The sequence below is a fragment of the Limnohabitans sp. Hippo3 genome (assembly GCF_003063665.1).
GTDB lineage: Bacteria > Pseudomonadota > Gammaproteobacteria > Burkholderiales > Burkholderiaceae_C > Limnohabitans_A.
Map to the genome: position 1 here is coordinate 62011 of NZ_NESF01000005.1, position 22195 is coordinate 84205.

Annotated in this window: 24 protein-coding genes; 21 read left to right on the forward strand and 3 right to left on the reverse strand. The window is 61.2% G+C overall.

The features are described 5' to 3' along the window. Positions 1 to 9 precede the first annotated feature (9 nt). The 9 genes from B9Z34_RS07895 (at position 10) to aspS (ending at position 8863) form a co-directional block, all read left to right on the forward strand. Entirely contained in the window at positions 10 to 429 is a 420-nt protein-coding gene (locus tag B9Z34_RS07895) for a gamma-butyrobetaine hydroxylase-like domain-containing protein (protein ID WP_108427569.1), read from the forward strand. 10 nt (positions 430 to 439) lie between these two features. Then, on the forward strand, positions 440 to 1171 hold the full coding sequence (ubiE, locus tag B9Z34_RS07900; RefSeq protein WP_108427570.1) for a bifunctional demethylmenaquinone methyltransferase/2-methoxy-6-polyprenyl-1,4-benzoquinol methylase UbiE: 732 nt from the start codon (positions 440 to 442) through the stop codon (positions 1169 to 1171). A gap of 38 nt (positions 1172 to 1209) precedes the next feature. After that, positions 1210 to 2202, forward strand: a complete 993-nt coding sequence (locus B9Z34_RS07905) for a Tim44 domain-containing protein (protein ID WP_108427571.1) — start codon at positions 1210 to 1212, stop codon at positions 2200 to 2202. Positions 2203 to 2250: 48 nt separating this feature from the next. Then, positions 2251 to 2799 (forward strand): hypothetical protein, encoded by a 549-nt coding sequence (locus B9Z34_RS07910; protein WP_108427572.1) that lies wholly within the window; start codon positions 2251 to 2253, stop codon positions 2797 to 2799. Continuing rightward, positions 2796 to 4373: a ubiquinone biosynthesis regulatory protein kinase UbiB gene (gene ubiB, locus B9Z34_RS07915; protein ID WP_369907624.1), complete on the forward strand. Its 1578-nt coding sequence runs from the start codon at positions 2796 to 2798 to the stop codon at positions 4371 to 4373. The genes B9Z34_RS07910 and ubiB overlap by 4 nt, the downstream gene beginning before the upstream one ends. Positions 4374 to 4397: 24 nt before the next feature. Further along, complete coding sequence (locus B9Z34_RS07920; RefSeq protein WP_108427573.1) at positions 4398 to 5873, forward strand: sodium:solute symporter family protein; 1476 nt, start codon at positions 4398 to 4400, stop codon at positions 5871 to 5873. Between the two features lie 116 nt (positions 5874 to 5989). Further along, positions 5990 to 6301, forward strand: coding sequence for an FmdB family zinc ribbon protein (locus B9Z34_RS07925; protein ID WP_108427574.1), 312 nt, complete (start codon positions 5990 to 5992; stop codon positions 6299 to 6301). Positions 6302 to 6323: 22 nt separating this feature from the next. Next, on the forward strand, positions 6324 to 7001 hold the full coding sequence (locus B9Z34_RS07930) for a DUF502 domain-containing protein (protein ID WP_108427640.1): 678 nt from the start codon (positions 6324 to 6326) through the stop codon (positions 6999 to 7001). A gap of 47 nt (positions 7002 to 7048) precedes the next feature. Further along, complete coding sequence (gene aspS / locus B9Z34_RS07935; RefSeq protein WP_108427575.1) at positions 7049 to 8863, forward strand: aspartate--tRNA ligase; 1815 nt, start codon at positions 7049 to 7051, stop codon at positions 8861 to 8863. Between the two features lie 246 nt (positions 8864 to 9109). Here the strand turns inward: aspS and B9Z34_RS07940 are convergent, their stop codons facing one another. Further along, positions 9110 to 9526, reverse strand: a complete 417-nt coding sequence (locus tag B9Z34_RS07940; RefSeq protein ID WP_108427576.1) for an RNA-binding protein — start codon at positions 9524 to 9526, stop codon at positions 9110 to 9112. Positions 9527 to 9975: 449 nt separating this feature from the next. On the opposite strand from B9Z34_RS07940, the gene katG reads away from it, so the two are divergent. Next, entirely contained in the window at positions 9976 to 12135 is a 2160-nt protein-coding gene (gene katG / locus B9Z34_RS07945) for a catalase/peroxidase HPI (protein WP_108427577.1), read from the forward strand. 35 nt (positions 12136 to 12170) lie between these two features. Here katG and B9Z34_RS07950 read toward each other — a convergent pair whose 3' ends face one another. Beyond that, complete coding sequence (locus tag B9Z34_RS07950) at positions 12171 to 12788, reverse strand: ATP-binding cassette domain-containing protein (RefSeq protein ID WP_108427578.1); 618 nt, start codon at positions 12786 to 12788, stop codon at positions 12171 to 12173. Between the two features lie 50 nt (positions 12789 to 12838). Here B9Z34_RS07950 and nudB point away from each other — a divergent pair, with 50 nt between their 5' ends. From nudB to B9Z34_RS07985, 7 genes are all read left to right on the forward strand, one after another. Then, a complete protein-coding gene (gene nudB, locus B9Z34_RS07955) occupies positions 12839 to 13297 on the forward strand; it encodes a dihydroneopterin triphosphate diphosphatase (protein WP_108427579.1) in 459 nt (152 codons plus the stop codon). Beyond that, on the forward strand, positions 13294 to 14049 hold the full coding sequence (locus B9Z34_RS07960; protein ID WP_108427580.1) for an endonuclease/exonuclease/phosphatase family protein: 756 nt from the start codon (positions 13294 to 13296) through the stop codon (positions 14047 to 14049). Before nudB ends, B9Z34_RS07960 begins: the two co-directional genes overlap by 4 nt. A 2-nt stretch (positions 14050 to 14051) precedes the next feature. Beyond that, positions 14052 to 15278: a cardiolipin synthase ClsB gene (gene clsB / locus B9Z34_RS07965; protein ID WP_108427581.1), complete on the forward strand. Its 1227-nt coding sequence runs from the start codon at positions 14052 to 14054 to the stop codon at positions 15276 to 15278. An 85-nt stretch (positions 15279 to 15363) separates the two neighbouring features. Beyond that, a complete protein-coding gene (gene folE, locus B9Z34_RS07970) occupies positions 15364 to 16092 on the forward strand; it encodes a GTP cyclohydrolase I (protein WP_108427582.1) in 729 nt (242 codons plus the stop codon). A gap of 2 nt (positions 16093 to 16094) precedes the next feature. Next, a complete protein-coding gene (locus B9Z34_RS07975; protein WP_108427583.1) occupies positions 16095 to 16517 on the forward strand; it encodes a BLUF domain-containing protein in 423 nt (140 codons plus the stop codon). A gap of 43 nt (positions 16518 to 16560) precedes the next feature. Beyond that, positions 16561 to 17439 carry a DMT family transporter gene (locus B9Z34_RS07980; RefSeq protein WP_108427584.1) on the forward strand — a complete coding sequence of 293 codons (879 nt, stop codon included), beginning with the start codon at positions 16561 to 16563 and terminating at the stop codon, positions 17437 to 17439. A 1-nt stretch (position 17440) separates the two neighbouring features. Continuing rightward, the gene (locus B9Z34_RS07985) at positions 17441 to 18265 is read left to right on the forward strand and encodes a DUF429 domain-containing protein (RefSeq protein WP_199220097.1); all 825 of its coding nucleotides are present in this window, start codon (positions 17441 to 17443) and stop codon (positions 18263 to 18265) included. 99 nt (positions 18266 to 18364) lie between these two features. Here the strand turns inward: B9Z34_RS07985 and B9Z34_RS07990 are convergent, their stop codons facing one another. Continuing rightward, complete coding sequence (locus B9Z34_RS07990) at positions 18365 to 19645, reverse strand: DUF4113 domain-containing protein (protein WP_108427585.1); 1281 nt, start codon at positions 19643 to 19645, stop codon at positions 18365 to 18367. 171 nt (positions 19646 to 19816) lie between these two features. On the opposite strand from B9Z34_RS07990, the gene B9Z34_RS07995 reads away from it, so the two are divergent. The 4 genes from B9Z34_RS07995 (at position 19817) to B9Z34_RS08010 (ending at position 22191) form a co-directional block, all read left to right on the forward strand. Beyond that, positions 19817 to 20287 carry a pyridoxamine 5'-phosphate oxidase family protein gene (locus tag B9Z34_RS07995; protein WP_108427586.1) on the forward strand — a complete coding sequence of 157 codons (471 nt, stop codon included), beginning with the start codon at positions 19817 to 19819 and terminating at the stop codon, positions 20285 to 20287. A gap of 69 nt (positions 20288 to 20356) precedes the next feature. Further along, positions 20357 to 20755 (forward strand): cupin domain-containing protein, encoded by a 399-nt coding sequence (locus B9Z34_RS08000; RefSeq protein WP_108427587.1) that lies wholly within the window; start codon positions 20357 to 20359, stop codon positions 20753 to 20755. 4 nt (positions 20756 to 20759) lie between these two features. Further along, positions 20760 to 21728, forward strand: coding sequence for a putative transporter (locus B9Z34_RS08005; protein ID WP_108427588.1), 969 nt, complete (start codon positions 20760 to 20762; stop codon positions 21726 to 21728). A 19-nt stretch (positions 21729 to 21747) separates the two neighbouring features. After that, complete coding sequence (locus B9Z34_RS08010; RefSeq protein ID WP_108427589.1) at positions 21748 to 22191, forward strand: SRPBCC family protein; 444 nt, start codon at positions 21748 to 21750, stop codon at positions 22189 to 22191. Positions 22192 to 22195: the final 4 nt, after the last annotated feature.

Sequence of the window (22195 nt, forward strand, 5' to 3'; positions counted from 1 at the left end):
AAGCAAAAGATGGCCGGATTGAAAAAAGACATGCCCACGCCCGAGTCGTTGACCGTGCACGGTCAGACCAAGGTGCTGGAAATCGGTTTTTCTGACGGGGCGCAGTTCCGCATCCCCTTCGAGCTGATGCGCGTGTACTCGCCTTCGGCCGAGGTGCAGGGCCACGGCCCGGGCCAGGAAGTGTTGCAAACCGGCAAACGCGAAGTCGGTATCGTCGAGATTGAACCCGTGGGCAACTACGCGGTCAAGCCCACGTTTTCAGACGGTCATGAGTCGGGCCTGTTCACTTGGGAGTACCTGTACTTTTTGGGCGACCAGCAAGAGGCTTTGTGGAAGCAGTATGAAGACCGTCTGCAAGCGGCGGGCATGAGCCGCGACGCACCCATGGTCGAAGCCGCAGCCGGTGGCAGTTGCGGCCACAAGCATTGAGGGCATCGGTATGAGCACCACCCATTTCGGTTTCAAAACCGTCGACGAAAAAGAAAAAGCCAAGCATGTGCGCGGCGTGTTCGACTCGGTCGCGTCCAAATACGACGTGATGAACGACCTGATGTCCATGGGCTTGCACCGGGTGTGGAAGGCTTACACCGTGCAGGTGGCCAACCTGAAAGAGGGCGATCAGGTGCTGGACATTGCGGGCGGCACGGGCGATTTGTCGATGGCCTTTGCCAAAAAAGTCGGGGCCACCGGGCGCGTGGTGCACACCGACATCAACGAAGCCATGCTCACCACCGGGCGCGACCGCCTGGTCGACCACGGCCTGGCCCTGCCCACCCTGGTGTGCGATGCCGAAAAGCTGCCTTTCCCCGACAACCATTTCAACGTGGTCAGCGTGGCTTTTGGCCTGCGCAACATGACGCACAAGGATGTGGCGCTCAAGGAAATGTGCCGGGTGCTCAAGCCAGGCGGCAAGTTGCTGGTGCTGGAGTTTTCCAAAGTGGCCAAGCCGCTGGAAAAAGCCTACGACTGGTACAGCTTCAAGATCCTGCCCCGGCTGGGCCAGCTGGTGGCGGGTGACGCCGACAGCTACCGTTACCTGGCCGAATCCATCCGCATGCACCCCGGGCAGGAAGACTTGAAAACCCTTATGAAAAATGCCGGATTTGGCCATGTGGATTTTCACAATTTGTCGGCCGGGGTGGTAGCCTTGCACATGGGCATCAAGTGCTGAAGCCCACAAACCGCATTTTGATTTGAGTTGGAGACACCATGAACAAGTTGATGACACTGATGCTCGCGGGCGTGTTGGCCCTGGGCAGCTTGAACGCCGAGGCTGCTCGCCGCATGGGCGGTGGCAAGTCCATCGGTCAGCAATCGAATCAGGTCACCAAGCGCGATGCTGCGCCGCAAACGCCCGCGGCTCCCGCTCAAAACGCCGCACCCACCAACGCCGCCAAGCCTGCTGCCGCGCCCGCAGCGGCTGCGCCCAAGAAGCCTTGGGGTGCCATGTTGGGTGGCTTGGCTGCTGGTTTGGGGTTGGCCTGGCTGGCCAGCTCGTTGGGCTTGGGTGAAGCCTTTGGCAATATTTTGATGGCCTTGCTGATCGGTGTGGCCGTGATGGCCGTCATCGGCATGATCATGCGGGCCCGCCGCGGTGGTGCTGCGCAGATGGGCGGCAACAGCGGCCTGGCTTATCAAGGTGCCGGTGCATCGGCCGAAAACCCAGCCACGTTCAAACAATACAGCCCGCAAAATGTCGGCAACGACGCCTCGGCCCGTCCCTGGGAAGGCCAAAACACCCGTTTCGACAGCTCGGCTGCAGCGCAAACCAGTGGCTCCATGATTGGTGCGGCATTGGGTGGTTCGCAAAGCTGGGGCATCCCGGCCGGTTTTGACGTGGACGGTTTTGTGACTGCTGCCAAGCGCAACTTTGTGACCCTGCAGGACGCCTGGGACCGCTCGGACATCAGCGCCTTGCGCTCGATGATGACCGACGCCATGGTGGTGGAAATCCGCAATCAGCTGTCTGAGCGCGAAGCGCAGTTCCCCGGTCAGCCCAACAAGACCGAAGTGGTCATGCTCGACGCCCAGCTGCTGGGCATTGAAGAGCAGACCGATGCCTACCTGGCCAGCGTCGAGTTCAACGGCATGATCCGCGAAGACGCCTCTTCCGGCCCCAGCCCTTTCCGCGAAGTCTGGAACATGTCCAAATCCAAGCAAGGCGGCGGTTGGTTGGTCGCTGGCGTGCAAGCGCTGCAATAAAGCCCAGGTCTCTCGGGGGACCTGCACTTTCGGGAATAATCGGGGACTATGGCAACACAGTCCCCTTTTTCATGGGCCGCTCAACTGGCCCAGCAGTTCGGCTCTTCGTTTCAGCCCCCCGCTTGGGTGGTCGATGAGACGGTCAACCGCCTGGTCTTGTTTCTCAACCATGTGCTGATGAGCGAACACGAGGCCATGGCCCGCCTCGCCCGCCAAAAAGGCCAGCGCATCGAGCTGGTCTGGGACCGCATGCAACTGCAACTGAGCCCCACCCCCGCTGGCTTGTTGGAGCGTGGCCGTTTTGAGGGTTTTGACCTGCGTTTGACGGTGACCGAAGAATCGCCGGTTTCGCTCGCTTCGGCTTTGGCCCGGGGTGACAAACCCAAGGTGCGCATCGAAGGCGATGTGCAGCTGGCCGCCGAGGTCAACTGGCTGATCGACCATGTGCGCTGGGATGCCGAAGAGGACCTGGCTCGCTTGATCGGGGATGCCCCCGCGCACACCCTGGCACAAGCTGCCCGTCAGGCCATGACGGCCTTGCGCAGTTTTGTCGCCCAGCGTCCAGGCACTGGGCTGCGCACCGGCAGCGCAGCATGATGCGCTGGGGCCGTTTCGGGCGCGGTGCCTTCATCGTCTTCATCGTCCTGCGCTACGGCCTGGACGAGTTGGTGCTCTCCAGCTTTCAGAAACCCTGGATTCGCCTGCTGGCCCGCGTGCTGTCGGTGGGGCGTGACTTGCGTTCGCCCCGGGCGGTGCGCCTGCGCGAGGCGCTCGAGCGATTGGGGCCGATCTTTGTGAAGTTTGGCCAGGTGCTGTCGACCCGGCGTGATTTGCTGGCCCCCGACATTGCCGAAGAACTGGCCAAGCTGCAAGACCGCGTGCCGCCTTTCAGTTCGGCCATTGCCGTCGCCTCCATCGAGCGGGCCTTCAACCGCTCGGTGGACGACATTTTTGAAACCTTTGAGCGCGAACCCGTGGCCAGCGCCTCCATTGCGCAAGTGCACTTTGCCACCTTGCGCAGCAAAACGGGTGAGCTGCGCGAAGTGGCCGTGAAGGTGCTGCGCCCGGGCATGCTGCCCGTGATCGACAAAGACCTGAGCCTTATGCGCATGATGGCGGGCTGGGTGGAGAACCTGAGCGCCGATGGCAAACGACTCAAGCCCCGTGAGGTGGTGGCCGAGTTCGACAAATACCTGCACGACGAGCTGGACCTGGTGCGCGAAGCGGCCAACGCCGCGCAACTGCGCCGCAACATGCAAGGTCTGGATCTGGTGTTGATCCCCGAGATGATCTGGGACTTTTGCCACCCCGAGGTCATCGTCATGGAGCGCATGCACGGCGTGCCCATCAGCCAGGTCGACCGTTTGCGCGAAGCGGGCGTGGACATCCCCAAGCTGGCCCGCGATGGCGTGACGCTGTTTTTCACGCAGGTGTTCCGCGACGGCTTTTTCCATGCCGACATGCACCCGGGCAACATCCAGGTGAGTCTCGCCCCAGAGACCTTTGGCCGCTACATCTCGCTGGACTTCGGCATCGTGGGCACGCTCACCGAGTACGACAAGGAATACCTGGCGCAAAACTTCACGGCGTTCTTTCGTCGCGACTACAAGCGCGTGGCCGAGCTGCACATCGAGTCCGGTTGGGTGCCGCCCGAGACACGGGTGGACGAACTGGAGTCGGCCATTCGCGCGGTGTGCGAGCCTTACTTTGACCGCCCACTCAAGGAAATTTCGCTGGGCATGGTGTTGATGCGTTTGTTCCAGACCTCGCGCCGCTTTCAGGTCGAGATCCAGCCCCAGCTGGTGTTGTTGCAAAAAACCCTGCTCAACATCGAAGGCCTGGGCCGCGACCTGGACCCGGAGCTGGACCTGTGGAGCACGGCCAAGCCTTTCCTTGAAAAGTGGATGCTGGAGCAAATCGGCCCCAAAAAGCTCTGGGAAGAACTCAAGGCCCAAGCCCCGCACTACGCCAAGCTGCTGCCGCAGTTGCCGCGCTTGCTGCACGACTACCTGCAAAAGCCGGGCACCAGCGATGCCAAGCAGATCGAGCTGCTGCTGGCCGAGCAGCGGCGTACCAATAAACTGCTGCAAACCCTGATTTACGCCGGGCTGGGCTTTGTGGTTTCCTTGGTCGTTTTGCAGGTGGGCATGCACCTGCAACTTTTCATCTGAACCTGATATCTGGAGGAGCTGCAGGTGCTGCTGACTTTTGTGATCGCTTACTTGGCTGTGACCATCGGCATCGGTTTGTTGGCTGCACGCCGGGTCCATGGCGCCAAAGATTACCTGGTGGCAGGCCGCAGCTTGCCGCTCTACATGAACGTGGCCACCGTCTTTGCCACCTGGTTCGGAGCCGAGACGGTCCTGTCGGTGTCGGCCACCTTTGCCAAAGATGGCCTGAACGGCATCCCCGGCGATCCCTTTGGTGCCACCGTCTGCCTGGTGTTGGCCGCATTGCTTTTCGCCAAGCTGTTTTACCGTCTGAATCTGCTGACCATTGGCGACTTCTACAAGGTGCGTTACGGCAAGTCGGTGGAGGTGCTCACCAGCGTGGCGATCGTGTTGTCTTACCTAGGCTGGACTTCGGCGCAATTGACGGCGCTGGGCTTGGTCATCCATGTGCTCTCATCAGGAGCCATTGATCTGAACCACGCCATCATGATGGGCGCAGCCGTGGTGTTGGTCTACACCGTGTTTGGCGGCATGTGGTCAGTGGCCTTCACCGATTTGTTCCAGACCGTGGTCATTGTGGTGGGTCTGATCCTGGTGGCCACCCTGGTGGGCGGCAATGCAGGCGGCTTTGAGAAGGTGGTGGCGCAAGCGGCCGCAGACGGGAAGTTCGACATGTTCCCGGCCGACATGGATGCTGCCGCGTGGTGGGCCATGGCCGGTGCTTTCTTTGCATTTGCCTTTGGCTCCATCCCGCAGCAGGACGTCTTTCAGCGCATGACCAGTGCCAAGGATGAAAAAACCGCCGTGCGCGGCACGATCATTGGTGGCCTGATGTACTTTGTGATCGCTTTCATTCCCCTGTACATCGCTTATGCGGCACTGATCGCCCACCCCGAGCTCAAGGCCTTGTTCGAGTCGGAAGACGCCCGCACCATCCAGCGCATCCTGCCTGATCTGGTGCTGGGCAAGATGCCCATGTGGGCGCAGATTTTGTTTTTTGGTGCCTTGCTCTCGGCCATTTTGTCCACCGCCAGCGGCGCTTTGTTGGCCCCCACGGCGACCTTCACCGAGAACGTCCTCAAGCCTTTTGTGCCCCACATGAGCGACCGCCAATTCTTGCTGCTACTGCGCGTCATCCTGGTGACCTTCACCTCGTTCGCCTTGCTGTTTGCCCTCAACAGCACCAGCACCATGTACGAGATGGTGCAAAACGCCTACAACGTGACCCTGACGGGGGCTTTTGTGCCTTTGGTGGCCGGGGCCTTCTGGCGGCGTGCCAACACGCAAGGGGCCCTGTTCTCGGTGGTGTTGGGTGTGGGCACCTGGCTGGTCTTCAACTTCCTGGCACCGGAGACCCTGGTTCCGGCCAACTTGCTGGGCTTGATGGCGTCCATCGTGGGCATGCTGCTCGGTTCCTTGATGCCCACCGTGATCGGCAATCAGGGCCAATCGATGGCCAGCGCCCTGGACCACGCCGCGCAGGACGCTTCTGGTCGCTGACGCCCTGAACCGGGCCCCCTCCGGCAAGAGGGGGCTGTGTGGGGCCTCAGGCCTTGAAGCTGGCTGCCAAGCCTATAATTGAAGGTTTTGTTGTATCACCTTCAAAGGCTCCTCACATGCCCATTTATGCCTACAAATGCGACGCCTGCGGCCATGCCAAGGATGTTCTGCAAAAAATCAGTGATGCACCCCTGACCGATTGCCCGGCCTGCGGTGCTTCCAAATTCAGCAAGCAACTGACAGCGCCCGGATTTCAGCTCAAGGGTTCTGGCTGGTATGTGACCGATTTCAAAGGCGGCGGAGGTGCCACAGGCGCTGCAGCCGCTTCACCCGCCGCCGCATCAGAGCCTTCTGCTTCGGCATCCTCCGAGTCATCGGGCGCCGCCGATACCGCTGGCGGTTGTGGCGCATCCTGCGCCTGCCATTGACATGCCCAACCTTGGCCCACCCATGAAACAACGCAGCTTCAAACAGTACTTCATCACCGGTCTGCTGGTGTGGCTGCCCATGGGTATCACCGTCTGGGTGCTCATGTGGTTGGTCGGCATGCTCGACGCCATCTTTTTGGCGGTGCTGCATGCGGCCGACACTTTGATCCCCGGCGTTCATGCCAGCGCCGAGTACCTGCGGGGGATCCCCGGCTTGGGCGTGGCGATTGTGGCGGTGGTCATTTTTGCCACGGGTGTGTTTGTGGCCAATATGTTTGGCCAGTGGTGGCTGCGCAAATGGCACGGCCTGATGAACCGCATCCCGGTGGTGCGCAGCATCTACACCAGCGTCAAGCAGGTGGCCGACACCTTGTTTTCGGGCAGTGGCAACGCGTTTTCCAAGGCCTTGTTGGTGCAGTACCCGCGCCAGGGCTCGTGGACCATCGCCTTCTTGACCGGCAGCCCCGGGGGGGAGGTGGCCAAACACCTGGGCCAGCCCATGGTGAGTGTCTATGTGCCCACCACGCCCAATCCGACCTCGGGCTTTTTCCTGATGATGCCCAAGGCCGATGTGATCGAACTTGAGATGAGTGTTGACGACGCCCTCAAGTACATCATTTCCATGGGCGTCGTGGCACCTCCCGCCACTGCTGCTCCGAAGCCTGCCGCAGCCGCACCGGTCTCATCCAATCCGGTTTGATACGGCCCTTTTGTCTCTATTTTTGCGAATCCTGAAAGTCCCACAACATGTCCATGCGTTCCCACTATTGCGGTCTGGTGACCGAAGCCCTGACCGGTCAAACCGTGAGCCTGTGCGGCTGGGTCAACCGTCGCCGTGACCACGGCGGCGTGATCTTCATTGATCTGCGTGACCGCGAAGGCTATGTGCAGGTGGTGTGCGACCCGGACCGCCCCGACATGTTCAAGGTGGCCGAAGACGTGCGCAACGAGTTTTGTGTGCAGATCAAAGGCGTGGTGCGTGCCCGCCCCGAAGGCACGACCAACGACAACCTCAAAAGCGGCAAGATCGAAGTGCTGTGCCATGAGCTGATCGTCCTCAACGCGTCGGTCACGCCGCCTTTCCAGATCGACGAAGACAACCTGTCCGAAACCACCCGCCTGACACACCGCGTGCTGGACCTGCGTCGTCCCTACATGCAAAACAACCTGATGCTGCGCTACAAAGTGGCCATGGAAGTGCGCAAGTACCTCGATGAAAACGGCTTTGTGGACATCGAGACTCCCATGCTCACCAAGAGTACGCCCGAAGGCGCGCGTGATTATCTGGTGCCCAGCCGCGTGCACGATGGCCAGTTCTTTGCGCTGCCCCAGTCGCCCCAGCTGTTCAAGCAGCTCTTGATGGTGGCCGGTTATGACCGTTACTACCAGATCACCAAGTGCTTCCGCGACGAAGACCTGCGTGCGGACCGCCAGCCCGAATTCACCCAGATCGATATCGAAACCTCCTTCCTCACCGAAGAAGAAATCCGCGACATGTTCCAGGGCATGATCAAGCGCGTGTTCAAGAACACCATCGGTGTGGACTTGGGCGAGTTCCCGGTCATGACCTACCAGGACGCGATGCACCTGTACGGCTCCGACAAGCCCGATCTGCGCGTGAAGCTGCAGTTCACCGAAGTGACCGACGTCATGGGCGATGTGGACTTCAAGGTCTTCTCGGGCGCGGCCAACATGAAGGGTGGCCGCGTGGTGGCCCTGCGCGTGCCGGGCGGTTCGGTCGAAGGCGGCGGCATCAGCCGCGGCGAGATCGACGCCTACACCGAGTTCGTCAAGATCTACGGTGCCAAGGGCCTGGCCTACATCCGCGTCAACGACCTGTCCAAAGGCCGTGACGGCTTGCAGTCGCCCATCGTCAAGAACATCCACGACGCGGCCCTTAAGGCCGTGCTGGAGCGCTCGGGTGCACAAAACGGCGACCTGATTTTCTTCGGTGCCGACAAGGCCAAGATCGTCAACGACGCCATCGGTGCCCTGCGCATCAAGATCGGCCACAGTGAGTTCGGCAAGAAAAACGGTTTGTTCGAAGACCGTTGGGCCCCGATGTGGGTGGTCGACTTCCCGATGTTCGAGTTCGACGATGAAAGCCAGCGCTACACCGCCGTGCACCATCCCTTCACCGCGCCCAAAGACGGTCATGAAGACTGGATGGTCACCGCGCCCGAGAAGTGCATCTCCAAGGGCTACGACATGGTCTTGAACGGCTGGGAGATGGGCGGCGGCTCAGTCCGTATCCACCGCGCCGACGTGCAGCAAAAAGTGTTTGACGCGCTCAAAATCACGCCCGAAGAAGCCCAGCTCAAGTTCGGTTTCCTGCTCGACGCCCTGCAATACGGCGCGCCGCCGCACGGCGGCCTGGCCTTCGGTCTGGACCGCATCGTCACGCTCATGACCGGCGCTGAATCGATCCGTGACGTGATTGCCTTCCCCAAGACACAACGCGCCCAGTGTTTGCTCACGCAAGCGCCAAGCCCTGTAGACGAGAAGCAATTGCGCGAATTGCACATCCGCTTGCGCAACGTGGACGCTGCCAAAGCCGCTTAAGCAACGCTGGCATTCACCCTTCCAACGCCACCCTCGGGTGGCGTTGGTGTTTCAGCGGCGGGTTGTTCCATTCATCAGCCAGGCGACACCCTCGAAGGCACAGTCTTCGATCCGAGACGCAAAGCACGCGCCCACAAAAAAGGCCTCAAAACCGAAGTCTTGAAGCCTAGTCTCTCTTGATTCAGCGCAAGGCCGAGCCAGAAATTTTTGTCACGGCATCGCTGCCGTGAAAGGGATGCGCAGGGCTCAGTAGCCGCCGCGGCCACCGCCGTAGCCGCCACCGCCGGAGCGATCACCGCCACCGTAGCCGCCGCCACCGGAGCGGTCACCGCCGCCGTAGCCGCCGCCACCCGAACGGCCGCCACCGCCGTAACCGCCACCACCACCGAAGCCGCCAGTGCGTGGAGGACGTGCCTCCATCGGACGGGCTTCATTCACGGTGATGCTGCGGCCACCCAAAGACTGGCCATTCATGCCAGCAATGGCGGCTTGGGCTTCGGCATCGCTGCCCATTTCCACAAAACCGAAACCTTTGGAACGACCGGTGTCGCGCTCCATCATGACCTTGGCGCTGGTGATGGCGCCGAATTCACCGAAGGCCTGTTGCAGGTCTTCGTCGCGAACACTGTACGGCAAGTTGCCGACGTAAAGTTTATTGCCCATGGGGACTCCTCAGAAATACAAAAAAACAAAGCGATGGGGTCCCGAAAGCACAACAAACTGAAAACTGCCGCCGTAGCGCGCGAAACTGACCGATCACCTGACTTGTGCCGCTTTTCATGACGTACACGCACGCATTATGGGGCATAGCGCAGAAAAGGGGTGAACAGATCACATCGCTGGGCCGATGCCCTCATTTTTCCAAGGTGTCTCAGAACACTTTGTGCATGCATGCCTAAGAGGTCGCCACGCAAGCCGGGTGTTGTGTGGTCTGGCGAACATGGATGAGCTTTGACTATGACGGGCATCAACAAATACTTGTGTTTTGTCGCACAGGCATGCGTAAACTGAGTGTCGGATGTGAAAGATATTTTTTCTTTCGGCAGCGGTTTCCACAAGACCGTGTTTGCCAACACCGAACCTCGATATACCCAACACGAAGGAAGCTCACCATGACCCCAACCCCCTCTACCGCAGGCCAATGCCCCGTCATGCACGGCGCTAACACTCACACCGACACAGCCAATGCTGCCAAGGCGTGGTGGCCCAAGGCGCTGAACCTGGACATCCTGCACCAGCACGACACCAAGACCAACCCCATGGGGGCCGACTTCAATTACCGCGAAGAAGTCAAAAAGCTGGATGTACCCGCGCTCAAAAAAGACCTGACCGCGCTCATGACCGACAGCCAGGACTGGTGGCCTGCTGACTGGGGGCACTACGGCGGTTTGATGGTCCGCATGGCCTGGCATGCCGCAGGCACTTACCGCATCGCCGATGGCCGAGGCGGTGCGGGAACGGGCAACCAGCGTTTTGCACCCCTCAATTCATGGCCCGACAACGTCAACCTCGACAAAGCGCGCCGCTTGTTGTGGCCAATCAAAAAGAAATACGGCAACCGCATCAGCTGGGCCGACTTGATGGTGCTGGCGGGCAACGTGGCTTATGAATCGATGGGTCTCAAGACCTACGGTTTCTCTTTCGGGCGCGAAGACATCTGGCATCCCGAGCAAGACATTTATTGGGGTTCTGAAAAAGAATGGCTGGCCTCGACCCGTTACGCTGGCGACCAGCGTGAGACCTTGGAAAATCCTTTGGCTGCCGTACAAATGGGTCTGATTTATGTGAACCCTGAAGGCGTCAATGGCCAACCCGATCCGCTGCGCACGGCGCAAGACGTGCGCTTGACGTTTGCCCGCATGGCCATGAACGACGAAGAAACCGTGGCCCTGACAGCCGGTGGTCACACCGTGGGCAAAGCCCATGGCAACGGCAAGGCGCAAAACCTCGGTCCAGTCCCTGAAGCCGCTGACGTGAACGAACAGGGGCTGGGCTGGATGAACCACAGCACCCGCAGCGTGGGCCGAGACACCGTCAGCAGCGGCATCGAAGGTGCCTGGACCACCCATCCCACGCAGTGGGACAACGGCTACTTCCATTTGCTGCTCAACTACGAGTGGGAACTGACCAAGAGCCCTGCGGGTGCGAACCAGTGGAGGCCGATCAACATCCAAGCTGAAGACATGCCGGTCGATGTGGAAGACCCGACGATTCGCGTGCAACCCATGATGACCGATGCCGACATGGCCATGAAGATGGACCCGGCCTACCGTGTGATCTCGGAGCGTTTTCACAAAGATCCCGAATATTTCACCCGTGTGTTCGCCCGTGCCTGGTTCAAGCTGACCCACCGTGATCTGGGCCCCAAAGCCCGTTACATCGGCCCTGAAGTACCGCAAGAAGACCTGATCTGGCAAGACCCGGTGCCTGCGGGCAGGGCCGATTACGACGTGGCCGCAGTCAAAGCCAAAATTGCAGCCAGCGGCCTGAGCGTGAGCGAGATGGTGACCACCGCTTGGGACAGTGCCCGCACCTTCCGCCACTCCGACAAGCGTGGCGGTGCCAACGGTGCACGCATTCGTCTGGCTCCGCAAAAAGACTGGGAAGGCAACGAGCCAGCCCGTCTGGCCAAAGTGTTGGGCATCCTCGAAGGCATTGCCAAGGACAGTGGTGCCAGCGTGGCCGATGTGATCGTGCTGGCCGGCAACGTGGGTGTCGAGCAGGCCATCCAAGCGGCGGGCTTTGACATTCCCGTGCCCTTCCAGCCCGGACGTGGCGACGCCAGCGAGGCCATGACCGATGCCGAATCGTTTGCGGTGCTCGAACCGATCCACGACGGTTTCCGCAACTGGCTCAAGCAACACTTCGCTGTCAGCCCCGAAGAGCTGCTGCTCGATAGGGCCCAACTCATGGGTCTGACCGCGCACCAGATGACGGCCCTGATCGGCGGCATGCGCGTGCTGGGCACCAACCACGGCGGCAGCCAGCACGGGGTGTTCACCGACCGGGTGGGGGTCTTGAGCAACGACTTCTTTGTGGCCTTGACCGACATGGCCTACCAGTGGAAGCCCACGGGCCGCAATTCGTACGACATTTGCGACCGCAAAACTGGCCAGGCCAAGTGGACGGCATCACGCGTGGATTTGGTGTTTGGCTCCAACTCGGTCTTGCGGGCTTATGCCGAGGTCTACGCGCAAGACGACAACCGCGAGAAGTTGGCGCGGGACTTCGTGACCGCCTGGACCCAGGTGATGAACGCCGACTGCTTCTGAAGTGGCTTTGACTCGAAGGCCGCAAGGCCTTCAGGTCATGTCGGCGCGCTCAGGTTCAGCACGCTGGTCAGCGGCAAATCGTCCGGCGCTTCGTAATCGGCCACGATCCAGGCGCGGTCAGCCACTTCAGCGGCTTCTCGCAAAAACGCCTTGATGGTCTTGACCGAGTGCTGGTCGAGCGAGACAAAGGGCTGGTCCAGCAGGGTCACCGTGGCGCCCGAGGCCAGACCAGCGATCAGCATGACCTTGCGGCGGCTGCCAGTGGAGAGCGTGTACAGCGGTTTGTGCCGATGCCTTTCCATGTCGAGCGCTTCGGCCAGCTCTTGCAGCAGTGCGCTGTTCCATTGGGGGTAACGGGTGCGCCATTGTTCCCAGCAGGCTTGCACTGTGGTCTGGTCGTGTTCTGGGCCTTTCAGGTCGGCCCAAAACACCCCGCCTGGCGGCATGTGCACGCTTCCGCCGAGCGCTTGCAAATCTCCGGACAACAGACGCAACAGGCTGGTTTTGCCACAGCCTTCGTCCCCGCACACCCAGTGCAGGCCAGCAGACCATGTGAAACTCAGCCGTTGGATGACCGCGTGGTCCGCTGGCCCGCCGCTGAGGGCGTGGGTTTGCAGCAAAAAAGGTGCAGAGGGTGTGGGTGAAGACGACATGGCGCAATCCTAGCAAGACCCGAGCTGCCTAGAATGCCACCGTGACCTCCATGATTTACAAAATCCCCGAATCCGTGCTGGTGGTGATCTACACCCCGGGCGGTCAGGTCTTGCTCATTCGACGTGCCGATGCAGGCACCTGGCAGTCGGTCACGGGCAGCAAAGACTACCCCCACGAGAGCTGGGCCGACACGGCCGTGCGCGAGGTGCAGGAAGAAACCGGCATCGATGCGCTGCACCCGGCTTGCCAACTGCAGGATTGGCAGCTGGAGAATGTGTACGAGATTTACCCGGCCTGGCGCTGGCGCTACCACCCCGAAGTGAGCCGCAACACCGAGCGGGTGTTTGGCTTGCGTGTGCCCGATCCCACCCCCATCACCTTGAGCCCGACCGAACACACCGAGTGGCAGTGGCTTCATTGGCAGGCGGCGGCAGACCATTGCTTTTCAGCCTCCAACGCCGAGGCCATCCTCATGCTGCCACGCTTTGACCAGCAGGTGGGCCGATGATGCCCCAGCGCCACGAACACCCGGTCTTGCGGGTGGCCACTTACAACATCCACAAGGGTGTCCAAGGCTTGGGGCCAGCGCGGCGGCTGGAGATCCACAACCTGGGCCATGCGGTGGAGCAACTCGACGCCGATATCGTGTGCCTGCAAGAGGTGCGCCGCATGCACCGCCGCGAGGAGCGCTATTTTTCGCATTGGCCGAGCGTCCCGCAAGCCGACTACCTGGCCCCCGAAGGCTATGCGTCGGTGTACCGCACCAACGCCATCACCCGCCACGGCGAGCACGGCAATGCCTTGTTGTCGCGCTGGCCTGTCCTCTCACACCAGCACCAGGACATCTCGGACCACCGTTTTGAGCAGCGGGGTTTGTTGCACACCGAAGTTCAGGTGGTGGACCGCGTGGTGCATGTGATCGTGGTGCATCTGGGCCTGGTGCCTGCCAGCCGGGTGCGTCAGGTCCATCAGTTGCTGGCGTTCATCGACCAGACCATTCCGCCCGATGCACCTGTGCTGGTGGCAGGCGACTTCAACGATTGGGGGACCGGGCTGGGGCGGCGCATGGCCGGGGCAGGTTTTCGCGAATGGCGCGAGCAACCCACGCCCACCTACCCGTCGAGACTGCCCTTGAACCAGCTCGACCATGTGTATGCCCGTGGCTTGACGCCGGTTCATGCCATGGCGCCAACGGGGCGCATTTGGCAGCGTATGTCGGACCATCTGCCGCTGGTGGCCGAATTCGCCTGGATGGACTGACTATGCGCCACAGCGTGTCTTTGCGAGATGGCCATCAGATTCGCCTGATCGAGGGGGGACAGGCCTATTTTGAAGCGCTGGTGGCCGCCCTGGAGCAGGCCCGCTCTCAAGTGCACATCGAGACCTATATTTTTGACTTTCACGGTGCAGCCGTGCGGGTGGCCGAGGCACTGGAGCGCGCGGCTTTGCGGGGGGTCCGTGTCTGGGTGGTGGTCGATGGCGTGGGGACATTGGCGCTGCCCCCCGCATGGCGTGAGCGCTTTGCGCGGGCCGGGGTCGATTGGCGGATTTACTCGCCCTTGGGCACTTTGGGCTTGTTGATCCCCAGCCGTTGGCGGCGGCTGCACCGCAAGTTGTGCGTGATCGATGGCCACCTGGCTTTTTGTGGTGGCATCAACATCCTGGACGATTGGTACGACCCGCACCACGGCGCCTTGCCTCAGCCCCGACTTGACTTTGCCGTTTGCGCCAGGGGGGCTTTGGTGCAACAGATGCAGGAAACCATGGCGCAGCTGTGGTGGCGCATCGAGGGGGTGCGGCATGTGCGGCAGCAGCAGTTTCCGGAAGCTTTCAGTTCCTTTCGAGCAGCCGGGCTGCATGCGCCTTGGTTGCAGCACAGCGAAGCACCCGAGGGTCACCTGGTGGCCAAGGCCGGGCTGTTGCTGCGTGACAACGTGCTCAACCGCACCCAGATCGAGCGTGCCTATCTGAAGGCCATCGGCGCGGCCCGGCACGAAATCGTCATCGCCAACGCTTATTTCCTGCCCGGCAGGCGTTTGCGCAAGGCCCTGATCCATGCGGCGCAAAGGGGGGTGCGTGTGCGTTTGCTGCTGCAAGGGCGTTACGAATACTTCATGCAGTACCATGCCGCCCGCCCGGTCTATGGGGTCTTGCTGGATGCAGGTGTCGAAATCCACGAGTACACCGCCAGTTTTTTGCATGCCAAAGTGGCCGTGGTCGATCCGGACAACGACAGACCCTGGGCCACCGTGGGTTCCTCCAACCTGGATCCGCTGAGCTTGCTGCTGGCGCGTGAGGCGAATGTGGTGGTGGCCGACAAAGCCTTTGCCAAGCAGCTGCACCAGCGCTTGCACCTGGCCATCGAGCAGCAAAGCACCTCGGTGGTGGCCGCCCATTACACCCAAAGGCCCTGGCACCAAAGGCTGCGCGACCGCATCGCCTTCGGTTTGATGCGCTTGGCCTTGTTCCTGACTGGCAACCGCTATTGAGCGGGTGATCCCCCCCGCCTGTCATGGGCGTTTTCTGGCCGTGGAGGGGCGCTTCCCAATCGCTGTTACGATCATTGTCATGTTAATGAAAGCCCCAGACGCCATGACTGCTTCTGCCGCCACGCCCGAAGACGAAGGCGTACCTGTCTCCGTCAAGATCCGCGAGCGCATCCATGCTGCCCGCAAACGCTTCCACGCCAACGACAACATCGCCGAGTTCATCCAGCCCGGCGAGTTGGACAAGCTCCTTGACGAGGTCACCGACAAGATGGCGGGTGTGCTCGACAGTCTGGTCATCGACACGGTGAACGACCACAACACGGGTGACACCGCCCGCCGTGTGGCCAAAATGTATTTGAAGGAAGTGTTCAAGGGCCGCTATGTCGAAGGCCCCGAGATCACCGAGTTCCCCAACGCCGAGCACCTCAATGAGCTGATGATCGTCGGCCCCATCACCGTGCGCAGTGCCTGCAGCCACCACTTTTGCCCTGTCATCGGCAAGATCTGGATCGGTGTGTTGCCCAACGAGCACACCAACGTGATTGGCCTGTCCAAATACGCCCGCTTGGCCGAATGGATCATGGGCCGCCCCCAGATCCAGGAAGAAGCCGTGGTGCAGCTGGCCGACCTGATTCAGCGCAAAACCCAGCCCGATGGTTTGGCCATCGTGATGGAAGCGAGCCACTACTGCATGGGCTGGCGCGGCGTGAAGGACATGGACAGCAAGATGATCAATTCGGTCATGCGCGGTGCCTTCCTGAAAGACCCGAACTTGCGTCGTGAATTTTTGTCTTTGATTCCTAAAAAGGACTGACCATGTTGGTACGCCTGCTTTACGCCAGCCGCACGGTGGATCCGCGCCCCGAGACCATCGAATCCATCCTGGCGCAATCGCGCCAGTTCAACCCCAGCAGTGGCATCACCGGTATTCTTTGTTATGGCGGGGGTATCTTTTTGCAGGCCATCGAAGGCGGTCGCAACGCCGTCAGCGATCTGTATGGCCACATCCAGAAAGATGTGCGCCACAAGGATGTGGTGCTGCTCCATTACGAAGAAATCTCGGAGCGGCGCTTTGGCGGCTGGACCATGGGCCAGGTCGATGCGTCCCGCGTGAACACCAACATCCTGCTCAAGTATTCCGAGCGGGCCGAGCTGGACCCGTACAACGTGTCCGGCAAAGTGTCGCTGGCGCTGCTCGAAGAGCTGATGGCCACGGCCTCCATCATCGGCCGGGCTTAAACGCCATTCACCCCCCAGCCCCGCAAGGGGCTTTTTCACGCCCATGCCCCTGAGTGCACTTGCCCTGGTTGTCCTGGCCGGGCTGATCCATGCCTGCTGGAATATTGCCGCCAAAAAAGCCGGGGGCGATGTGCGCTTTGTCGGCTTCACATCGGTGGTGCTGATGGTGTTTTGGGCTCCGGTGGGTCTGTGGGCGGGTTGGCAGCAGGTGCCGCTGTGGGGGGCTTTGGAGTGGGCACTGGTGCTGGCCAGTGCGCTTTTGCATGTGGGTTATTTCATTGTGCTGTTGCGCGGCTACCGGAAGGCAGACCTGACGGTGGTGTACCCCTTGGCCCGAGGTTCGGGGCCGCTCTTGTCGTCCATGGTGGCGATTGTTTTTCTCGGTGAGCAAATTTCATCCCTGGGCCTGATGGGCATCCTGGGGGTGGTGTGTGGTGTGTTCCTGATCGCGGGTGGCCCGGGGCTCTGGCAAGCCGCGCACGACCCGCAGCGACAAGCGCGTGTGCGCACAGGCATTTTTTATGGCGGCTTCACGGGCCTGTTCATTGCGAGCTACACCGTGGTCGATGGCTACGCCGTCAAGGTCGCGCTGATGTCGCCCATCCTGGTGGATTATTTTGGCAATCTGGTGCGTCTGGTGTTCTTGTTGCCCACCATGCTGCGCGACCGCCCGGCCGTGTGGGCGCTGTGGTTGCAGCAGCGGCGCTATGCGCTGGTGGTCGGCATTTTCAGCCCTGTGTCGTATGTGCTCGTGCTTTATGCGCTGCAGGTGGCGCCGCTGTCGCATGTGGCCCCGGCGCGTGAGGTGTCCATGCTGTTTGCGGCTTTGTTGGGTGGTCACCTGTTGGGTGAAAAAGACCGGGGGCCGCGCATCGCCGGGGCGGTGCTGATCGCCGCAGGTGTGATGGCGCTGGGGTGGTGAGATGAACACGGTGTCCTTGATCGGTTGTGATTTTTCCAGCAGTCCCAGCAAACGCAAACCCATCGTGCTGGCGCAGGGCCTGGCCCGGCAGGGCCGGGTGCAGCTGCAAGCCCTGCAGACCTTTGACACGCTGAACGCTTTTGCCGACTGGCTGGCGCAGCCTGCCGACTGGGTGGGCGGTTTTGACCTGCCTTTTGGCCTGCCGCGTGAACTGGTCGAGACCCTGGGCTGGCCCAACGACTGGGCCGCCTGCATGGACCATTACTGCGCCTTGGAGCGCAGCGACATTCGGGCGCAGTTTGCGGCGTTTTGCAATGCCCGCCCGGTGGGCGGCAAATTTGCCCACCGTGCTGCAGACAAACCTGCAGGCTCCAGCCCGTCCATGAAGTGGGTCAACCCGCCTGTGGCCTACATGCTGCACGCGGGTGTGCCCTTGTTGCGCCAAGCAGGCGTGCACCTGCCCGGTTTGCATGCAGGAGACGCCCGCCGCGTGGCGCTGGAGGCTTATCCTGGCCTCTTGGCACGCGAGGTGCTGGGCAGCCGCAGCTACAAAAGCGACGACAAAGCCAAGCAAACCCCCGAGCGCCTGCTGGCCCGCCGCGAACTGCTGGGCGCGTTGGAGCGCGGTCAGACCCGCCTGGGCCTGCGCCTGGTGGCCAGCAACGCGCTGTTGGGCCGCCTGGCCGATGACGCCAGCGGCGACGCCCTGGACGCCACCCTGTGCCTGATGCAAGCGGCCTGGGCGCAGCAGCAGCACGAGGCGGGGCACCCGCAATACGGCCTGCCACCGTGTGATCCGCTCGAAGGCTGGATCGTCACCGCTTGACCCTCTGATCCCTGACCGTGTGGGAGCCGCGCCCCCGCGGCGAAGGTCTGAGGTCTGCGAGCGCTCTATCGCGGCGAGGGCACCGCTCCCACCGCAGCCTCAGCGCTCCGTCTCGAGATCAGGAATTCGGTTGAACGCGATGCGCATGGGGGCGGCATCCAGCGCGTGGTGGGCGCTGGCAAAGTAGACCGCGTTTTTGCCATGCGCACGGTTGAGCGCGTCCATGGCCGACATCAGCCGAGCCCGGTCGCGGTGGACTTCGTGGTTTTGTCTCGTCTGCGCAGCGCTGGCGATAGGTGCTTGTTCGAGCATGTCAAACAAATCGGGCGTGTGCTGACTCGCCAGCACCAGCCCGCACAGTTGCACGCCCACGGCCTTGGGACGCTGCAGCTGGTGCAGGCCGCTGAACCATAGCGCGTCCAGCGTGTTCAGCAAAAAACCCGTGTCTTGCGTCTCGCCGACATGGGCATACCGTTCACCTCCCGCCTCACGCTGCCAGCGGTGGTCACAGCGCACAAACACCTGCATGGCCGTGGCATAAAAGCCCTGCTTGCGCAGCCGCATCGCGGCTTTTTGTGTCAGGCGGTGCAGCACCTCGCGGGCACCTGCGGGGTGGCGTAAATCGGGGGGGAGCACATGCGAATGGCCAAGCGATCGCGCCACCGTGGCCCGTGGGCCATACCACTGGCCGCGCAGTTTGTCGTACATCTCGGAGCCCGCCACGCCGCCCCAGGCTGTGTGCAACAAATCACGCGGCGCGGCATACAGCTGTTCCATCGTTTCGATGCCGCAGCGCGACAGGCGCTCGCGCATGCGCGGGCCAATGCCTTGCAGGGCCGAGAGCTTGAAGGGAAACAGCCGCTCGGGCAACTCGTGCAGCTCGATCACCGTCAGGCCATCGGGCTTGTGCATGTCGCTCGCCAGCTTGCCCAAGAGCGTGTTGGGTGCGATGCCAATGGAGGTGCGCATGCATTCGCCCACCTCGGCCAGCAGCGCCTTTTTGATCTGCTGGGCCAGTGCCAGCGCGCGTTCGCGCTCGCGCCAGCGGCCCGTTAACTCGCATTCCATCTCGTCAATGCTGACCACCTGCCGCACTTGCGCCAGCCGGTCCACCACGGCCACGGCCTGCTGATGCACCTGCACGTATTTGGCGTGGTCGGCCAGCACCAGCGCAATGCCCGGGCAAAGCCGCTTGGCATCGGCCACCCGCGTACCGGTCTTCACGCCAAAGGTTTTGGCCTCGACACTGGCCGCAATGCAGCACGACGAATCGGCCATGACCGGCACCACCCCCACCGGCCGCCCACGCAAGGCGGGATCGAGCTGCTGCTCGACCGAAGCGAAGTAGCTGTTGAAGTCGATGAAGAGAGAGCGGAGCATGGGTCTCAATATACTGTAAATAAAAACAGTATATGAGGTGAAATGCTTTTGACGTCCTCAGATGCTTCCAAGCGATGAGGAGAGTCTTTTGGGTAAGCAGGGTGTTTACTTTGTTGTTGATTTGCGACATTCGAAGATACGATGAGTTTTTAGCCACAACAGCGAGAGCCCATGTCCTTTTTGACTGAACCCATTTGTGAAACTGCCCGCCGCAGCGTCTTGTGCTGGCTCGCCACAGTCGATGCCGATGGCCAGCCCAATGTGTCACCGAAAGAGGTCTGGGCCATCGTGGACGAGCAGCATGTGGTGGTCGCCCACATCGCTTCCCCCGTCAGTGCGCGCAACATCGCGCAGCAGTTGCAGGTGTGCCTGAGCTTTGTGGATGTGTTTGTGCAAAAGGGCTTCAAGCTGTTGGGCACCGCGCATGCGGTCTGTGCCGATGATCCTGCTTTTGCCACGTGGGCCGCGCCCCTGTTGGCCATGGTGGGGCATCGCTTTGTCATTCGCAGTGTGTTGGTTATCCGTGTCACTTCTGTGGCCGCCATCGTGGCGCCCAGCTATCGGTTTTTCCCGGATGAAACCAGCGAGGCTTCACAAATCGAAGCGGCCATGCGCACCTATGGGGTTCGGCCCATGGCCTGAGGCTGCAGGCCTGACACGTCGCCATGTCGCAAGCCGTTACGATAGCCGACATCGATTCAGGAGTTGCAGATGACCACACAAGGTTTCGTCGTCACCCACGCCAAGGACGCGCAGTTCGACAAAGGGCTGCGCTCGTTTTTTGAATACCGCGATTTGGGCATGCGTGAAGCGACGGGCGGGCGCGTCACGGCCAGCGTGATCCGGGCTGCCGAAGGAGGTGCTTTTTCAAGCCAGCCCCATTTTCACAAGACGCAGTTTCAGTTGGTTTATGTGCTCAAGGGCTGGATCGAGTTCGAGTACGAAGGTCAGGGCGTGGTGAGGCTGGAGGCAGGTTCGTGCGTGCACCAGCCGCCTGAAATTCGCCACCGCGAACTGGGGCACAGCCACGATGTGGAGTTGCTGGAGGTGGTGTTGCCTGCTGACTTCGAGACCGTGACGGTGGATGACGTGAACCCGAAAGAGGTCTGAGCCGATGTTTCGCAGTTTCTTTCTCTCGCGCCGCTGGGCCTTGTGGGCTTGGGGCGGTTTGCTGGTGTTGGTGGCGCTGGTGTTCATCACGGTGCAACAGACCGTGAAGCTCAACACTTGGTACGGTGAGTTTTACGATCTGCTGCAAAAGCCCGAGCAGGCGGGCGGATTGGACAAGTTCTGGGCCTTCATGCTGCAGTTTGCGTGGATTGCTTTTCCCTACATGCTGCTGCGCAGCCTGGAGACGTATCTGGCTTCGCACTACGCCTTTCGCTGGCGTCAGGCCATGACCGAGCTGTACTTGCCACGCTGGCAAAAGACAAACGAGACGGTGGAGGGCGCTTCGCAGCGCATTCAGGAAGACTGCATGCGTTTTGCCCGCCAGACCGAAAACCTGGGGCTGGGCCTGGTGCGGGCGCTGCTCACATTGGCTTCGTTCATTCCGATTTTGTGGGCACTGTCCAGCGGAATGGCCATTGCGTGGCTGCAGTTCGAGGGCTCGCTGTTTTGGGTGGCCTTGGTCACGGCGGTGGGCGGCACGGTGCTGTCTTGGTTTGTGGGCATTCGCCTGCCGGGGCTGGAGTACAACAACCAGCGGACCGAGGCCGCGCTGCGCAAAGACCTGGTGTATGCCGAAGACGACCGCAGCCGCATGGACTTGCCCACGGTGATGAGCCTCTTTATGGGTGTGCGGTTGAATAACTTTCGCTTGTTCAACCACTACGCTTACTTCCATCTGTGGAGCAATTTCTACAGCCAGACCATGGTGATTTTTCCGTATCTGCTGATGGGGCCGTCGCTGTTCACCGGGCTGATCACACTGGGCGTGATCCAGCAGGTCAGCAACGCGTTTGGCAAGGTGAACGAGGCGTTTTCCTACCTGATCGAGCGCTGGACCGACATCACCGAGCTGCGCTCGATTTACAAGCGACTGACCGAGTTTGAAGAAAGCCTTGCTGCAGGCGCACAATGATTTTTTGGAGATAACAACCATGCCACACACCGTCAAATTCCAGCGTGTTTTCCGTGCGCCTGCTGAACGTGTCTTCCGCGCCTTTGTCGATCCGGACGCGATGTGCAAGTGGCTGCCTCCGCATGGTTTCACGGGCCGTGTGCATGAGATGGATGCCCGCATCGGCGGGCGTTATCGCATGTCGTTCACCCATTTCGGAAGCGGGCAGTCACACAGCTTCGGGGGTACGTTTCTGGAGCTGATGCCGGGTGAGCGTTTGAGCCACACCGACAGTTTTGACGATGCCAATTTGCCCGGCCAGATGGTGACCAGCATCACTTTCAAGGCCGTCTCGGTGGGCACCGAGGTGAACATTGAGCAAGCCGGCATTCCCGACATGATCCCGCCAGAGGCCTGCTGTCTGGGTTGGCAGGAATCCTTGCAACTCCTGGCGCTTCTGGTCGAGGCCGAGATCCCGACCTGACGGG

Excerpts from the sequence above, each read along its gene's own strand:
- B9Z34_RS07895 (WP_108427569.1), top strand. The coding sequence starts at position 10 with ATGGCCGGATTGAAAAAAGACATGCCCACGCCCGAGTCGTTGACCGTG.
- ubiE (WP_108427570.1), top strand. The coding sequence starts at position 440 with ATGAGCACCACCCATTTCGGTTTCAAAACCGTCGACGAAAAAGAAAAA.
- B9Z34_RS07905 (WP_108427571.1), top strand. The coding sequence starts at position 1,210 with ATGAACAAGTTGATGACACTGATGCTCGCGGGCGTGTTGGCCCTGGGC.
- B9Z34_RS07910 (WP_108427572.1), top strand. The coding sequence starts at position 2,251 with ATGGCAACACAGTCCCCTTTTTCATGGGCCGCTCAACTGGCCCAGCAG.
- ubiB (WP_369907624.1), top strand. The coding sequence starts at position 2,796 with ATGATGCGCTGGGGCCGTTTCGGGCGCGGTGCCTTCATCGTCTTCATC.
- B9Z34_RS07925 (WP_108427574.1), top strand. The coding sequence starts at position 5,990 with ATGCCCATTTATGCCTACAAATGCGACGCCTGCGGCCATGCCAAGGAT.
- B9Z34_RS07930 (WP_108427640.1), top strand. The coding sequence starts at position 6,324 with ATGAAACAACGCAGCTTCAAACAGTACTTCATCACCGGTCTGCTGGTG.
- aspS (WP_108427575.1), top strand. The coding sequence starts at position 7,049 with ATGTCCATGCGTTCCCACTATTGCGGTCTGGTGACCGAAGCCCTGACC.
- B9Z34_RS07940 (WP_108427576.1), bottom strand. The coding sequence starts at position 9,526 with ATGGGCAATAAACTTTACGTCGGCAACTTGCCGTACAGTGTTCGCGAC.
- katG (WP_108427577.1), top strand. The coding sequence starts at position 9,976 with ATGACCCCAACCCCCTCTACCGCAGGCCAATGCCCCGTCATGCACGGC.
- B9Z34_RS07950 (WP_108427578.1), bottom strand. The coding sequence starts at position 12,788 with ATGTCGTCTTCACCCACACCCTCTGCACCTTTTTTGCTGCAAACCCAC.
- nudB (WP_108427579.1), top strand. The coding sequence starts at position 12,839 with ATGATTTACAAAATCCCCGAATCCGTGCTGGTGGTGATCTACACCCCG.
- B9Z34_RS07960 (WP_108427580.1), top strand. The coding sequence starts at position 13,294 with ATGATGCCCCAGCGCCACGAACACCCGGTCTTGCGGGTGGCCACTTAC.
- clsB (WP_108427581.1), top strand. The coding sequence starts at position 14,052 with ATGCGCCACAGCGTGTCTTTGCGAGATGGCCATCAGATTCGCCTGATC.
- folE (WP_108427582.1), top strand. The coding sequence starts at position 15,364 with ATGAAAGCCCCAGACGCCATGACTGCTTCTGCCGCCACGCCCGAAGAC.
- B9Z34_RS07975 (WP_108427583.1), top strand. The coding sequence starts at position 16,095 with ATGTTGGTACGCCTGCTTTACGCCAGCCGCACGGTGGATCCGCGCCCC.
- B9Z34_RS07980 (WP_108427584.1), top strand. The coding sequence starts at position 16,561 with ATGCCCCTGAGTGCACTTGCCCTGGTTGTCCTGGCCGGGCTGATCCAT.
- B9Z34_RS07985 (WP_199220097.1), top strand. The coding sequence starts at position 17,441 with ATGAACACGGTGTCCTTGATCGGTTGTGATTTTTCCAGCAGTCCCAGC.
- B9Z34_RS07990 (WP_108427585.1), bottom strand. The coding sequence starts at position 19,645 with ATGCTCCGCTCTCTCTTCATCGACTTCAACAGCTACTTCGCTTCGGTC.
- B9Z34_RS07995 (WP_108427586.1), top strand. The coding sequence starts at position 19,817 with ATGTCCTTTTTGACTGAACCCATTTGTGAAACTGCCCGCCGCAGCGTC.
- B9Z34_RS08000 (WP_108427587.1), top strand. The coding sequence starts at position 20,357 with ATGACCACACAAGGTTTCGTCGTCACCCACGCCAAGGACGCGCAGTTC.
- B9Z34_RS08005 (WP_108427588.1), top strand. The coding sequence starts at position 20,760 with ATGTTTCGCAGTTTCTTTCTCTCGCGCCGCTGGGCCTTGTGGGCTTGG.
- B9Z34_RS08010 (WP_108427589.1), top strand. The coding sequence starts at position 21,748 with ATGCCACACACCGTCAAATTCCAGCGTGTTTTCCGTGCGCCTGCTGAA.